Origin of the sequence: Runella salmonicolor (assembly GCF_024158025.1) — a bacterium.
Classification (GTDB): domain Bacteria; phylum Bacteroidota; class Bacteroidia; order Cytophagales; family Spirosomataceae; genus Runella; species Runella salmonicolor.
Map to the genome: position 1 here is coordinate 138724 of NZ_JAMZEL010000003.1, position 14273 is coordinate 152996.

The window sequence follows — 14273 nt, forward strand, 5'->3', positions numbered from 1 at the left end:
TAATAATTTAAAGCAATGAAGTAAAAAAAATTAAAAATAAGGTGCGCAATTCATAAAGTACGATGGGAAAACGCATTCGTGAAAATGAAAGAAGATTTTTGGGGCTATATACCGCTTGAGTTGAAGATTACCACTGTTTTTTTACACCTATGAATCCTCCGAAAGCCTCAGGAAATAGGGTGCCGTGGTCGAGGGCGGCGGAAGCACTAAAAGTAAGCCCCGTAATTTTTGGAAGGATGATTTGGGCAGAAAGTGAATGTGAAAACTGTTGTATAACTGGAGAATAAGCATAGGAAAAAGAGCCGAAATTGCGGCTAAACGAACTGCGGGTGGTGAAATTGAGTCGGTGGCCAAAGTGCCAATCGCTCCCCAAATACCAGACTTTTACCTGATTATTCGGAAAAAAGAAACCTTTAAACTGCTCCTGAACCTCTGGTTTTAAAGTAGTTAGGGGAGCAATAAATGGGCTGCCAAGCGTCTGATTCTGATACGACCAACCTTCTTTATACTGTCCGTGGTTAAAATAATTGTCGGTGCCTTGGTACTGAGCCGTGGGGTCAAAAACGGCTCCACTTTGGTTGATTGTAGATAGGTGCTCAATGGTTAGTTTACTGATTGATAATGACTTGTGGTTTTTTTTGCCGCGTCGAGAAATGCTAAAGCCTGTTAGCCCATCGGGGAAATTTTGAAACGCTAAGCCCGATGCATCTTCGTAAATATGTTGATGATAAAGCAAAAAAGTATGGGTAGTTTTGCGCCATTCCAAAGCAAAATCATAGCTTCCCAAATGGTTGCCAATGCGATTGCTGCCGTCGAAAATGGTGTAACGGTCGTTGATGAGGTCGTCGGGATAGCGGCCCGTGATGAGCGAAATATAATCCCGAAACGTAGACGGTAACTGCCCGTTTTGCGCCAACAACGTCCCCTTTAGATAATCGGCTTTTCCGCCCCATTGGACCTGGTGGTTGAGCCCTGCATAAAACCGAACCGCCCAATGGGGTTTGCCAAAACGTGCGTAAAAGGTTTTTTGATGGAGATAAGCCCCCTGAATGTATGGCACCGTAAACCACGCATGGGCGTAGCTTGCTTTAAAAGCTAAAATGCTTTTCAGGAATTTGAGGGGAATATAGTCAATGGTTTGCAGTTGAATTTTGGGAAAGGTCATTGCATTGCCCGACCACGCCACAAAACCCGATGTCAGGGTACTGTCGCCGAGTCCAAAAATTTCCCGTCGGTTGCCCGCAAAGATTTCAAACTTGCCCCATTTTGCTTTTATGAATAGGTCAGGGGTCCAGATTTTATATTTATTGCTCGTGAAATTGGCCACTCCCATCGCGCCGAATCCCCAGTCAAACGTTGATTTTTGGGTAGAATCGACGCGGTATTCGCGGTGGCTACCCACCCGGGCGGTTCCAAAAGAGCTTTCCAACGGAACGATACCGTATTGATTGGTTCGTAACCAGAAGGGGGTTTGGGAAGACGTAGCGGTGGCGCCGCCGATTTCAACGTAATAATGGTAAGAACTCACTGACTTACCAGACTGTGTCCAAGCCGATTGGGAAAAAATACCAACGGTCGCTGCCAATAAGTAGCGGAGCTTCATACGGTTGAAAAAGGGGGTTGGAACTACAAATACATACGTGGAAATGCGGGTTTTGGACGTGGGTATCGAATAATTTATTGGTAACCGAAAAATGATAAACCGCGCGGGCGGCCCCGCGCGAAATCGCAAAATGTAAAAGGAGCGTTTTGTTGCCACTTAAACCCTTAACTTTTCATTTTGACATTGGGAATTTCGGGCGGTAAGGGCACCAAATCGGTTTCGCCTTCGATGCGGGGAAAGCGGTCTTCTTTCCAATCCTGTTTGGCTTGTTGGATGATAGCCTGACTTGTGGCCACAAAATTCCAATAAATGAAACGTTCTTCGGGAAAAGGCTCGCCGCCGAAGAGATAAATCGTGGTGTTGGCATGAATGGTAAATTGGCAGAGTTGGCTGTTTTGGGCGACCAAAATGCGTTTGGGCTCGTAGGTATTGCCGTCACTTTCAATGCTACCTTCCAAAATATAAAGGCCCGCTTCGCCAAATAAGTCATCGCCGATGCTGATGGTCTGGGTGGTAGGACTTTTAATTTCCAAAAGAAATAATTTGCTGTAAACGGGTACGGGCGACTTATGGCCAAATGCCTCACCTGCAATGAGTTTGTACGAAATTCCGTCGGTTTCCCACGTGGGAATCTCGTCGGCTTCGGCGTGGTAAAAAGCGGGTGGCATATCTTCGAGTTCTTTGGGCAGCGCCACCCAAATCTGCAGCCCGTGAAGTTTTTTGTCGGAGTGTCTAAGGTACTCAGGCGTTCGTTCTGAATGCACGATGCCCTTGCCAGCGGTCATCCAATTGACCTGGTTCGGAAATATTTCGACGGCCGTACCCAACGTGTCGCGGTGCATAATGCTGCCTTCAAACAGATACGTGAGGGTCGAAAGACCAATGTGTGGGTGTGGGCCTACGTCAATATTTTGGTGCTCTTTGAGGAGCGCTGGCCCCATGTGGTCAATGAAAATAAAGGGGCCAACCATGCGTTTTCCACGAAAAGGAAGTAATCGGCCCACTAAAAAGTTCCCGATATTGGCGGGACGTTCTTCGATGATAACATTGATGTTTGACATGGTCGTTGGGAGAGTTTACGCAAGAACATCCTGCCATTCAGGGGTTTTCTTAAACGTCGCGTTGGCGAAGGGGCACAATGGCATCACTTTAATGCCATTTTTTCGTACATAATCTACCAACTCGGCCTGTAATTTTTTGCCGATGCTTTGGCCCTTTAGCGAAGGGTCAACTTCGGTGTGGTCAATGATGATTTTGTGCTCACCGGCCCGTATGTACGTCATGGCCGCCAGTGATTTACCTTCTAATTCGTAAAAAAATGAGCCTCCTTTTTCGGTTTGGCTGTGCTTGATTTGTCCCATAAACTGTTTGTTTGACATTTTAGTAATGCGAATATAGGTTACTCAAACCGAATGTACGACATTCTTTTTGCCCGAAAATCTCCCAAACAGGTTGTTAAAAATAGTTTGGGGCGTGTTAATTGGGCTAAAAACTTTCCTGAATCAGCGCTTTATTGATAGATGCACCTGCTTTTGTACCCGCCGCCGTTGCCTCCGACACGGCTCTCATCGGAGAGGTATTATCGCCTGCGGCATACACACCCGCCACGGTAGTTTGATTAAAATGGTCAATTTTGAGGTAACCGTTTTCGGTAAGCTCGCAGCCCAATTCTTGGGGAATAGCACAGTGTTGTTGGAAGGTAACCCGCGCAAAAATCGCCGAAATGGCCTGTTTCGTGCCATTTTTAAAAATGACCTGCTCCAGTTTTCCAGCGGTGTGCTCCAAGTGGTCAAGTTCCTCCTCAATGATTGTGATATGATGCTGTTGGAGTTTTTGGGTTTGTTCTGCGTTCAGCGTTGACGGGCCGTTGGTAAACAATGTCAAGTGGGGTGTCCATTGGCTGATTAATTTAGCAAATTCAAATCCTACTTCGCCGTTGCCAAGGATGCCTAGCGCAGTGCCGTGTACTTCGTATCCGTGGCAATAGGGGCAATGGATGACAGAAATTCCCCAACAATCGGCAAAACCGGGCAAATCGGGAATCAAATCACGAATACCCGTGGCAAACAATAGCTTCGTAGCCGTAAATTCTACATTTGTCTCGGTCCTAATCCTGAATAAATTCTCCTCTTTTTGGGCGCTTTGTACAGTATCGGCCACAAACTGAACGGTGGGATAAACTAGTACTTGGTCTTTGGCCTTTTGCGCAATGGCGGCGGGCGGTTCCCCATCCTGTGTGATAAAATTATGCGAATGAGGAGCGGTTTGATTACAAGGTTTTCCGCTGTCAATAATCAATACTGAGCGTAACGAACGCCCCAAAGCCATACTGGCCGAAAGACCCGCGTAACTGCCGCCAATGACGATAACATCGAAATGGTTAGTTTCAATCATGTGGTTAACGTTTTAATGATGAAAAATGGGTTGTTTTTATTTGCAACAATGTTGCAAATAAAAAAAGTTCACAGTAAAACGGAAGAGCCACGCCGAGAGCTACCGAATTTAGATTAAATGCGAAGTATAACCCAATGCCACCAATTGCTCGTAGGCGTTCCAAACATCACTGGGGATTTCCTGATAAATCTGGAAGCCTTTTTCGGGATAGACTTTCACGCGTTGAAGGTCGCCGACCATGATGTGAATTACTTCTTCAAGCGAGATTTCGGCATTGGGGTATTGCTCAAGCGAGATTTGTGGAGAGGTTACAATGAGTTGTTTGTCAGGCCAATGCTTCTTAAAAGTGGCATAGCTACGGCGTTCCATGTAAGGCTTTTGGACCACGATAAACGTCTGCGGATTTAGACCGTGGGTGGCGAGGAGTTGCTGCGTAAACAGGATATTTTCGCCAGTGTTTGTAGATTTATTTTCGATGTAAATGGCTTCTTTCGGGACGCCCATTTCCAAGGCGATGGCCGCAAATTTATCGGCTTCGGCGTCTTTCCAAAGGTCTTGGGTGAGTCTACCCAATCCTCCCGAAAAAATCAAGATGGGAGCCCAACCTTGCAGATATAACTCCGCCCCGCGCTCCGCAACCCGCAAATCATGGCTACCCAATACCAAGATGCAATCGGATTTTTGAAGCGTGTGATTGACGTGGTGGTAATCCCAAAGTTTTTGGGCCAAGGCCAAGGTGTTGGTGGAGAGCATGGGTTGAATTACATAAATTTGAAACTGTACGCCAAAGATACAATCGGCGACGAGAAAATTTGGAGTTGGTACGTGGTATAGGCGGTGCCTTGGGTGCGCATGAAGACCGAGTACTGGTTTTTGCGTCCGTATAGATTATAGACCGTAAAAATCCAGCTTCCCGTCCAACGGTTGTTTTTGAGATTGGGATTATTGATTTGCCACGAGAAGTCGAGGCGGTGATAATCTTTGATGCGGCCTTGGTTACGTTCGGCATAATACGGGTAGGCTTTGCCCTGAAAACTCACAAAACCATTTGGTATTGTGTAGGGTCGGCCAGTGCCGTAAGTAAATGTCAGCGAAATATTGTGGTACTTGTTTTCGGAATAATTGAACGACATGTTGACGTTGTGGGGGCGGTCAAAATTGGCGGGATACCATTTGCCGTCGTTGATTTGCTCGGTAAATTGCAGCCCTTCATTGACCTGATTCAGTACCCGTGAATACGTATAATTGACCCATCCCGTGATTTCTCCCTTTTTCTTCGTGACCATCAGCTCGGCTCCGTAGGCGCGGCTTTGGCCTTGGAGTACCTGCGTTTCGATGTATTTTTGGAGTAAAAAATCTGCACCCGGTTTAAAATCCATGATGTTTTGGGTGGTGCGGTAGTAGCCTTCAATGGAAAACTCGTAAATATTATTTTTCAAGTTTTTGAAATAACCCGCTGACCATAATTGACTCACCTGCGGACGGATGTGCGCGTCGCTCATTTTCCAGCGCGAGGTGGGCAGGGGAGTGGTGGTATTGGAAACAACCTGTAAATACTGACGCATCAGGTTGTAGCCAAACTTGATGGAAGATTGCTCGTCGATGTTGTAACGTAGGCCCAACCGTGGTTCAAAGCCTCCGTAGGTTTTGGTCACTTGCCCAGCTTCGTAAGAAACGGAATCAATAATGGTCAACTCGGTGCGGGGGTCGCCGGGTGTGTAGAGACGAACGGTGCTCGGTCCGAGCGCCATAAAGTAAGAGTACCGCAACCCCGCCGAAACCGTTAGCTTGGAATTGACGGTTACTTCGTCTTCGGCGTGTAAGGCCAATTCAATCCCGTTTTCGGTCGGAATGCTTTGGGGGTTCACGCGTTGGTTGCTTCCCGGGTTAAGCGTACCCGGTTGCAGTTGATAATGTGTCATGTTGGCCCCCAATTCAATTTTATGGCGGGCGTTGGGGGCGTAATTAAAATTGGTTTTTAGCTGACGTTGCAGGATTTCGGAGCCAATGCTCACTTTATTGTCGCTGTCTAGCTCTGGCAACAAAATGCGTGGTCGGTACTTGCTATAAACGCCCGTCGTTTGTACGTTGAGTTTATCGCTAATCGCGTGAAACCATTTTGCCGTGAAATTGAGCGTTTTGTAATTGTACTGGGTCGAGGTAGAATTAATATCGTTGATGCCGCCCAGAAGGTCGGTCTGAAAGAAATCGGTGCTGTAATAATTGGAGAGAGAAAAGGTGTTTTTGGTATTGATACGCCAAAATAGTTTGGCGGCGGCATCGCCGAAACTCGCCCGAATATTTTTGAGTTTTTGTGGTCCCCACTGAAACGCAAAATCATTGAAAGCCCCGCGTCCTGTCACCAAAAGCCCTACTTTGCCTTTGACGAGCGGGATTTCGGCCGTGAGTCTGTTTGCCACAAAACTTACGCCCCCTTGCAAACTGAATTTTTCCAAACTTGGGTTAGACATCGACACGTCCAACACCGCCGCGGCCCGGCCGCCAAACCGCGCGGGGGTGGTTCCTTTATACAACTCCATGCCAGACACAGCATCGGGTGGGAAAACCGAAAACAGCCCGAAAAGGTGCGTGGGGTTGAAAATAGGGGCATCGTCGAGCAGAATTAAATTTTGATCAACGGCCCCGCCCCGGATATTGACCCCGTTTGACGCTTCTCCCACCGACGTTACGCCGGGTAGCATTTGTAGGCTTCGCAACACATCCACTTCGCCCATGATAGCGGGCAACCGTTTGATGGTTTTGATGTTCATCTGGGTTACGCCCAGCAGTGGCCGCGATACGTTTTGGTCAACGGCTTGGGTCGAAATGATGACCTCCTCTAGCTCTTCGGCGATGTTCATCAACTTGATGTCCAACCGAATGTTTTTATTCATTTTTACCTTAATACGAAACGGCCGGTAGCCCAATCGGCTGACCGTTACCACATAATCGGCATCAATCAGATTGACCGAAAATGTACCCGTGGTATCGGTGAAAAGGCCGATTTTATCAAAATTTACGCGGACGACGGCGTTGGCGATGGGTTCACCCGTTAGAGAATCACGTACCATGCCACTCAGTTCATTGGGGCGGGCCGCCTGAAATTTGGGCCGCTGTTGTCCCCAACTGCTTAGGCTGGTGCTGAGTACGAATATAAAAAGGAGTAAATGTTTCAAAGTCATCAGATACATGAAATTAATAATAGTCCAGAAAATCATTTACTGCCAGCCTTCGGGGCGAATCGGGGTGCGTGTTCTGCTCAAAACACAAGGATAGGCGGAGGGAGGAAAAGAGGTGATTTCATAGTTGGGGGCGCGTCCGAGCAGGGTTTTGACCAGTGGGTTGGGGTACAGCGCCCGGTTGATCCAATACTGTACTTTACGGGTGCCTGCAGCGCCAAAAAAACCGACTACTTTGTCCTGAGAATCAGCCACGTTGCGGATATTGCCGATGATGGCGGCGGGCGGTGTATCGGTCAGCGTACCCGTATTTTGGGCTTGGCTACTCAACAATTGAAAATACTGATATGCCTGTGGAGAGAGCGCCAACTGCTCGATTTCGAGTAGGCAACCCTGAGAAGGAGAATAAAAAGGGATTTTACCGATGAGCCTGCCCGTAATGCTCCTGCCGTTCACAAATTTGTCGTCCAGAATATTTATGGTGCTGTTGTAGATAAGTTCCCAGCATTGTTTATCGCATTGATAATCATAGTCGGGCGGATTGCGTGAATTGATTTTTACGCATTGCCCATTCACCAGCCGTCCACCCGTACAAGTGATGCAGATGCTTTGCTCTTCGTAGAGTTTCCAGCGCCAGAGATAGTAGTTCTGGGTTTCTTTGGGGTCGTCAACGTCGAGGTACACATCTACCGTTGAGCTGACCACGTTTTTACCCAAGTTGTCCAAAAGCCCGTTTTGGTCAAATTGCTGATATATTTTTTTGATTTCAGGGGAGGTGCTCAACAGTTCTTTGGACGACTCGTAGGTTTTGCCATCGGGCGTTTTGAAAGCGAGTTGGTAGGTTTGTCCGATTTTTCCTTTAAAATTGGCGGGGGCTGCGTAGATGCCATCGGCTACTTCCTGAAGCTGTATAGTGCTGCCATCGCTGGCTCTGATTTCGGCAACACATTTTTTTAGTGGCTCTGAGTAATAACTGTTGTTTGAATTGCGGGCGATGTTAATACTGACGGTTGTTCCAGCTTGGTCAGACACAAAACCTTCTACGCTCAAGACGTTGGCATTGAGTGAATAGGTAATATCGTAAGGTTCTACGCAACCGTAGAAAGCACTCAGTGTCAGCAGCAAACAGTTGAAAAAGGTTGTTTTTGGGCGGATATTCATGAATTGCAGGCAGTAGAAAAAAACGGTTGATTAAGGGCATTTGTTGAAAAAAGAGTGTATACCCCTAAAAATACAGCGAATGAAAGTAGAGATTTTCTCAAAAACATCCTGAAAATTAGTGGTTTCAGTAATAAACCACTAATTTATTTCATTTTACCTACAATACTGGATTAAAATCGACCAACGCCCAAAATTGTGGAACTAACCAGCCAATACCGATTTTTTTGGCTTGGAAATGAGCAACAACCCGAGAAATACAATGGCTCCGTTGAGCATGAGGCGCTCAAAGCCGATTTTGTAGCCGTCGAACCAGACTTCTGAATTTTGATTGAGAATATACGTAATGACGGGCCCCGCCACGCAAACCAGCGGCGTAAGCCGGTCATTGACGGGGCGTTTAGTATAAAGGCCAAAAGCAAAGAGTCCCAATAAAGGCCCGTAAGTATAGCCCGCAATGTCGAAAATCGCCGTGATGACCTCCTTGCTATTCATCTGGTTGAAAAGTACAATGACAATGTAAAACAACACCGAAAAGCCGATATGAACCCAGTGCTTGATGCGGGCGCGCTCGGTTTCGGGTTTGTTGGCTACGTTCATGAAGTCGATACAAAATGCCGTAGTCAGGGCCGTCAGGGCCGAATCTGAACTAGCGTAAGTAGCGGCCGTAATTCCAATCAGGAACGTAATGGCCACAATGACACCGGCGGTCCCTTCGTGCACACCAAAGTGATTAAGCGCCAGCATGGCATACAAATCATCGGTTTTGGCAGGAATTGCAATGTTTTTGCTTTGGGCGTAAAAATAGAGCAGCACCCCAAGGCTCATAAACATCAAGTTGACGAACGTAAGCGTGATGGTAAACCAAAACATGTTTTTCTGGGCTTCACCGATGTTTTTGCAGGTGAGGTTTTTTTGCATCAAATCCTGGTCCATTCCGGTCATGGTGATGGCAATGAAGGCACCCGATAAAAATTGTTTCCAGAAATATTTATTGTCTTTTGGGTCATCAAAGAAGAAAATACGGGAATATTCGCTGTCGGCAATGGCCGAAACCATACCTCCAAACGAAAAGTCAAGTTGATTGGCTACCAAATAAATGGTCAGTGCCACGGCCGTTACCAAAAAAGTAGTTTGGAGGGTATCGGTAATAATAATGGTTTTGATACCGCCTTTGAAGGTATACACCCATATCAGCGCAATGGTAATTGCCACCGACACCTCAAACGGAATCCCCAGGCCGTTGTACATGGCTAATTGCAGCACTTGCGCCGCTACGTAAAGCCGAACCGCCGAGCCGAGCGTACGCGACAGCAAGAAAAAAGCCGAACCCGTTTTGTAGGCCCAAAAGCCAAAACGTTGTTCGAGATAACTATAGATTGAGACCAGATTGAGACGATAATACAGCGGCATGAGCACCGTACCGATAAAGAGATACCCCAAAATATACCCCAATACTACCTGGAAATAGGAAAACTGGATTTTGCCCACGGCGCCCGGAACAGAAATAAAAGTAACCCCCGACAATGAGGTCCCAATCATGGCAAAAGCAACCAAATACCAAGGCGACTGTTTATTGGCCGTAAAGAACGTGTTGGTATCGGCTCCCCGTGAGGTATAAATCGAAACGGCAATCAAAACAATGAAATAAACGATTAAAATACTAAGGGCAATGTAGGGGCTCATTGGTCAAAATGGGTTAAAACTTTTTTTTATTTGCAAACCTATTAAGGTTTTTTGTAAATTTGTTATAACTATATTAAAACCAAAAAAAACTTTGCCCAATGCAACCGTTTGAGATGCCAGAAATTGACGTGTTAGAGGAAATTGAAGATAAGATAGTAGAAACCGACTTGTACAGTTTAGTCGTTTTCAATGATGAAATTAATACGTTTGACTGGGTGATTGATACATTGATGGAGGTTTGCAGCCACACGCCCGAACAAGCTGAGCAATGTACCATTATCATTCACTACAAAGGAAAATGTAAAGTAAAAAATGGTTCGTGGGAAGAACTCGTTCCCTTGCGTCAGGAAATATGTCGGAGAGGAATTTCTGCGGAAGTACTCTAATCAGGTATTCGTCGTACTGATTAAAATAGACCCAAAGAGTAAAAAAAGCCTGCCTTCTTATAAACGTTATAGGAAGGCAGGCTTGTCTATGTCTATACTGAAATCACCGTTTTATTTTACTTTCATAGATTTCTCTCGGGCGAGCCGCTGCTCATAAAAATCCATAAATCCGTCCAATTCTTCGGCGGGAAGGCGACGGGCAATGATTTTTTTGTCTTGGTCTAAAACGTAAATCATGGGCGTATTGATGACGTCAAAATTTTTCCGAAAATCAATACGGAAGCTATAATCATAGCCGTGAATCCATTCCTGTACGCCAAACTCCCGAATGTATTTCTTCCATTGTTCGGGCGCTCGCGCCACCGATGCCGCAAAGATTTGAACATCCAGCGTTTTTTTGTTTTTTTCGTAAAACGTCTTCAATGCAGGGGTAGATTTTCGGCAATGACTGCAGTCGGGGTCGTAGAAAACCACGACCGTATATTTGGCTTTCACATCGGCTAATGAGCGCAGTTGGCCTGTCGTATCTGTTAAGGAGAGTGCTGGCATGGTTTTGCCCACCAAAAGCGGCTTCATGACGTTGACTTTTTGGCGGATATTCTGCAACGTACTCGAATCGGTCATGGGCATGATTCCGCCCAAATAATATTTTTCGGCCAAATGCACAAATACCTGCTCAATACCCATCACCGACGGGTTTTCGGCTTTGTTGGTTAAGTACCAAATACAGTAGGCCTGCATTTCTTTACTGCCTCCTTTCAGGGCTTTTTCAATCACCACATCCGACGCTTGAATCAGTGAATCCGGATGCTGAAAGGTGAGCTCGCCCATATACCGGTCTAGCTTTCGTTGCAGGGTAGGGGTACGAACGAGGCGCTCTTCCGAAAAATCAAAATTATCCCAAAAATGAGCCTTATAATATTGGAACAACCAAACTGAATCCACCCGTCCGTCGGGGCGCTTAGGGGCGGGTGGAAGGTCCACTTCGGCGTTGGCTTTCATGATTTTGCCCGTCAGGGTTGTGGCATTTTCCTGCGCAAAACTGCGGTAATAGTCAAATATCTGTCGCCGCAGGTTGTTGATTTTTGTTTGGGTCAACACATCTTGGCGCATTTTCATTTGCGCCGCCAAAACGTTTATTTCGGTGTTGTAGCCCGCAATTTGCTGTTGGTATTTATAATACAGCTCATTGTCGGGCGAGTTCTCAATCTTCATATTGCCGACCACATTGAGGGTGTCGGAGCTAAACGAAAAATGTTGCTCATTGCCAATAATAAACTCCGCGACGCGGCGCTTGGTGGATGAAAGCAGCATATAAACTCCTCCGGGAAGGGGTTTGTCGCCCGTGAAAGTCAAGTGGCCATTTGCATCGGCAACGGCCGTATCTTTTACCACGTATTGCGAAAAACCCAAATAGTGGGCCAAGGTAAACGGCTCAGGTCGAAGCCCTTTAATGGTTCCTTTGATGCTGTAGCCGCCGTTTTGGGCGAGCGTGGTCAGACCCATCAAAACCAGAAAAGGCAAAAAAAACAAAGTGCGCATTGGATACATAAAAACTTGTTTATTGCCGGCTGCCTGCGGGTTTTGATTCCAACGCAAGGCGCTTTTTATAAACGTTCAAAAATGGTTCCAAATCTTCGACACCCAGCCGACGGGCAATAATTTTTTTGTTTTTGTCTAATACATACACCGTTGGCGTTGAAAAAACATCATAGTCGTTGCGATATACCACCTGACGAGAAGCCACCAGGCCAAACCCGTTGGTCATGCCTTCGAGCTTAAACTCTTTGATAAATTTGCGCCATTCGTCCTCCTTGCCCTCGATAGCAACGGTCATTACGTCGACGCCCTGCGCGTGCATTTTGTCGTGAAAGGCTTTCAACTTAGGGGCCGATTCGCGGCAGTGGCCGCAGGTAGGAGAGTAAAAAAACAGCACCTGAAAGTCGGCTTTGCTGCCGTGAATATACTCTAGCTTGTCGGGGGCGCGGTAGCTCATCACGCCCAAGTCGGGAATGATTTTGTTGACCAACAATGGCTTCAACACTTTGATACGCTCAGACATATTTTTGAGGGTGGCCGTATCAGAAACGGGCATGATGCCAGTGAGGTAGTATTTTTCGCCCATGTGCACAAAAACCCCCTCCGTTCCGACGGTCTTCGGCATTTCGTATTGGTTGGTGATGTACCAAATACAATAGGAAATGATGTCTTTTTGATTTCCTTTGATGGCTTTATTGACCACCAAATCAGCTTCTTTGATGAGTGAGTCTTCGGTTTGAAGGGTCAATTCTTTGATGTAGCGGTCCAGCTTTTGGTGAAGAAATGGCGTCTGGAGCATCCGAGCATCCGAAAAATCGAAGTTGTCCCAGTAGTGGCTTTTATAGTAATTGAAGACCCAAGCAGAATCCGTTTTGCCGTTAGGAAGTTTGGGGGCAGGTGGTAACTCTGGTTCGGCCGACGCTTTGAAGAGTTTGACGGTAAAAGTACCCTCGTTGACCTTCATGAAATTGTCGTAAAAGGCTTTCCGTTGGTCCTGAATATCTTTGTAGCGCTTGTCGCTGTCGGGTACTTTTTGGGCTTTGAGTTTTTGATATTCCGTTTCTTTGTCTTTCATGAAGCGCTGGAACTCATAAAAAAGCTCGTTGTCGCGGCTTCCTTTTACGCGCATACTTCCCACGATGTCGACCGTATCGGCGGTAAAACTGAAGTCTTGGTCGTCGGCAATCAGCATCCGGTAGAGCGTTTTACGGTCGGGCAATACGATTTCATACACCCCACCCGCAAGCGGTTTATTGCCCTCAATGACAAAATGCCCGTCTTTGTCGGCTTGGGCGGTGTCTTTGGCGTATATTTGGGCGGCGTAATAGTTAGCTAGAATGCAACTGCCTCCGTTGAGACCTTTGATTTGGCCTTCGATTCGGTAGGCCGATTGGGCAAAAACTAAATGCGTAGTACAGAAAAATAAAGGAAGAAGGATACGTTTTAATTTCATCGCTTTATGCGTTTTATAGGCCTCAAAATTAGAACTTTTATTTTAGTCAGTTAAACGAATTTTTTACACTTTTAGCGTCTCTATCCTCAAAACAGGCTATATGTTTTATATTCTATCTAAAACCATTGACGTGTTGCTGATGCCGCTGACCATGGCGTGTATTACTTTTCTTTACGCCATCCTAACCAAAAAACGTGCCCGAAGCCGAAAAGTTTTGATTGGGGCGTTGATAGGGCTTTATCTGGTTAGTAGTCCGATTTTGGTCAATGAATTGCTGAAATGGTGGGAGCCGAGGGCTTCTAATGAAGAAAAAAAATACGAAGTAGCGGCCCTCTTAACGGGCGGGATTATAAAACGGTATCATCAACCTACCAAACACGTTTGGTTTGGCAAAAGCGGCGACCGAGCATTACAAGCGTTTGAATTATATAAACGAGGTAAAATCAAGAAAATCATCATCAGCGGGGGAGAAGGCTCGTTGAGAGGAGGGAGAATCAACAATTCAGAAAACAACGGTATCCGACAATACCTCATTGAATCGGGGGTAGCTGCGGCCGATATTGTGCAGGATTCTTTGTCGTTGAACACGCGTCAAAATGCGGTCAATACCGCCAAAATCTTAAAGACACAGTTCAATACCGACAAATGCATGTTGATTACCTCGTCTTTTCATCTGCCCCGGGCCGAGGGTTGTTTTAAGAAAGAAGGCATTACGGTTTTTGCGTGCCCAGCGCACTATCTTCAGGAAGACGGCGGCGCAATTTGGTTTGATAAACTCTTCCCTTCCGAAGAAGCGCTGGCCCATTTTTACCTCGTTTGGCACGAAATGATTGGGTATGTAGTGTACAAAATAGTAGGGTATATCTAATAATTAT

At 46.3% G+C, this 14273-nt stretch carries 12 protein-coding genes; 2 read left to right on the forward strand and 10 right to left on the reverse strand.

Translation table 11 applies throughout. The features are described from left to right. Positions 1-127 precede the first annotated feature (127 nt). The 8 genes from NCI00_RS09885 to NCI00_RS09920 form a co-directional block, all read right to left on the reverse strand. Positions 128-1603 (reverse strand): capsule assembly Wzi family protein, encoded by a 1476-nt coding sequence (locus NCI00_RS09885; RefSeq protein WP_253526992.1) that lies wholly within the window; start codon positions 1601-1603, stop codon positions 128-130. Positions 1604-1767: 164 nt separating this feature from the next. Then, positions 1768-2664, reverse strand: a complete 897-nt coding sequence (locus NCI00_RS09890; RefSeq protein WP_253526993.1) for a pirin family protein — start codon at positions 2662-2664, stop codon at positions 1768-1770. A gap of 15 nt (positions 2665-2679) precedes the next feature. Continuing rightward, the gene (locus NCI00_RS09895; RefSeq protein WP_253526994.1) at positions 2680-2964 is read right to left on the reverse strand and encodes a GNAT family N-acetyltransferase; all 285 of its coding nucleotides are present in this window, start codon (positions 2962-2964) and stop codon (positions 2680-2682) included. 124 nt (positions 2965-3088) lie between these two features. Next, positions 3089-3997, reverse strand: a complete 909-nt coding sequence (locus NCI00_RS09900; RefSeq protein ID WP_253526996.1) for an NAD(P)/FAD-dependent oxidoreductase — start codon at positions 3995-3997, stop codon at positions 3089-3091. A 108-nt stretch (positions 3998-4105) separates the two neighbouring features. Beyond that, entirely contained in the window at positions 4106-4750 is a 645-nt protein-coding gene (locus tag NCI00_RS09905; protein ID WP_253526998.1) for a YdcF family protein, read from the reverse strand. 8 nt (positions 4751-4758) lie between these two features. Further along, a complete protein-coding gene (locus NCI00_RS09910) occupies positions 4759-7179 on the reverse strand; it encodes a TonB-dependent receptor (protein WP_253526999.1) in 2421 nt (806 codons plus the stop codon). Between the two features lie 36 nt (positions 7180-7215). Then, complete coding sequence (locus tag NCI00_RS09915) at positions 7216-8337, reverse strand: DUF4249 domain-containing protein (RefSeq protein WP_253527000.1); 1122 nt, start codon at positions 8335-8337, stop codon at positions 7216-7218. Positions 8338-8538: 201 nt separating this feature from the next. Then, entirely contained in the window at positions 8539-10020 is a 1482-nt protein-coding gene (locus NCI00_RS09920; protein WP_253527001.1) for a sodium:solute symporter, read from the reverse strand. A 98-nt stretch (positions 10021-10118) separates the two neighbouring features. Here NCI00_RS09920 and NCI00_RS09925 point away from each other — a divergent pair, with 98 nt between their 5' ends. Next, on the forward strand, positions 10119-10406 hold the full coding sequence (locus NCI00_RS09925) for an ATP-dependent Clp protease adaptor ClpS (RefSeq protein WP_253527002.1): 288 nt from the start codon (positions 10119-10121) through the stop codon (positions 10404-10406). A gap of 111 nt (positions 10407-10517) precedes the next feature. On the opposite strand, the gene NCI00_RS09930 is transcribed toward NCI00_RS09925, so the two are convergent. Then, on the reverse strand, positions 10518-11948 hold the full coding sequence (locus NCI00_RS09930; protein WP_253527003.1) for a thioredoxin-like domain-containing protein: 1431 nt from the start codon (positions 11946-11948) through the stop codon (positions 10518-10520). Positions 11949-11967: 19 nt separating this feature from the next. Further along, on the reverse strand, positions 11968-13398 hold the full coding sequence (locus tag NCI00_RS09935; RefSeq protein ID WP_253527004.1) for a TlpA family protein disulfide reductase: 1431 nt from the start codon (positions 13396-13398) through the stop codon (positions 11968-11970). 100 nt (positions 13399-13498) lie between these two features. Here NCI00_RS09935 and NCI00_RS09940 point away from each other — a divergent pair, with 100 nt between their 5' ends. Further along, positions 13499-14266: a YdcF family protein gene (locus NCI00_RS09940; RefSeq protein WP_253527005.1), complete on the forward strand. Its 768-nt coding sequence runs from the start codon at positions 13499-13501 to the stop codon at positions 14264-14266. Positions 14267-14273 lie beyond the last annotated feature (7 nt).

What these genes read in the sequence shown, in the direction of transcription:
- NCI00_RS09885 (WP_253526992.1), bottom strand. Translation starts at nt 1,603, where the DNA reads ATGAAGCTCCGCTACTTATTGGCAGCGACCGTTGGTATTTTTTCCCAA.
- NCI00_RS09905 (WP_253526998.1), bottom strand. Translation starts at nt 4,750, where the DNA reads ATGCTCTCCACCAACACCTTGGCCTTGGCCCAAAAACTTTGGGATTAC.
- NCI00_RS09890 (WP_253526993.1), bottom strand. Translation starts at nt 2,664, where the DNA reads ATGTCAAACATCAATGTTATCATCGAAGAACGTCCCGCCAATATCGGG.
- NCI00_RS09910 (WP_253526999.1), bottom strand. Translation starts at nt 7,179, where the DNA reads ATGACTTTGAAACATTTACTCCTTTTTATATTCGTACTCAGCACCAGC.
- NCI00_RS09920 (WP_253527001.1), bottom strand. Translation starts at nt 10,020, where the DNA reads ATGAGCCCCTACATTGCCCTTAGTATTTTAATCGTTTATTTCATTGTT.
- NCI00_RS09935 (WP_253527004.1), bottom strand. Translation starts at nt 13,398, where the DNA reads ATGAAATTAAAACGTATCCTTCTTCCTTTATTTTTCTGTACTACGCAT.
- NCI00_RS09930 (WP_253527003.1), bottom strand. Translation starts at nt 11,948, where the DNA reads ATGCGCACTTTGTTTTTTTTGCCTTTTCTGGTTTTGATGGGTCTGACC.
- NCI00_RS09900 (WP_253526996.1), bottom strand. Translation starts at nt 3,997, where the DNA reads ATGATTGAAACTAACCATTTCGATGTTATCGTCATTGGCGGCAGTTAC.
- NCI00_RS09925 (WP_253527002.1), top strand. Translation starts at nt 10,119, where the DNA reads ATGCAACCGTTTGAGATGCCAGAAATTGACGTGTTAGAGGAAATTGAA.
- NCI00_RS09895 (WP_253526994.1), bottom strand. Translation starts at nt 2,964, where the DNA reads ATGGGACAAATCAAGCACAGCCAAACCGAAAAAGGAGGCTCATTTTTT.
- NCI00_RS09915 (WP_253527000.1), bottom strand. Translation starts at nt 8,337, where the DNA reads ATGAATATCCGCCCAAAAACAACCTTTTTCAACTGTTTGCTGCTGACA.
- NCI00_RS09940 (WP_253527005.1), top strand. Translation starts at nt 13,499, where the DNA reads ATGTTTTATATTCTATCTAAAACCATTGACGTGTTGCTGATGCCGCTG.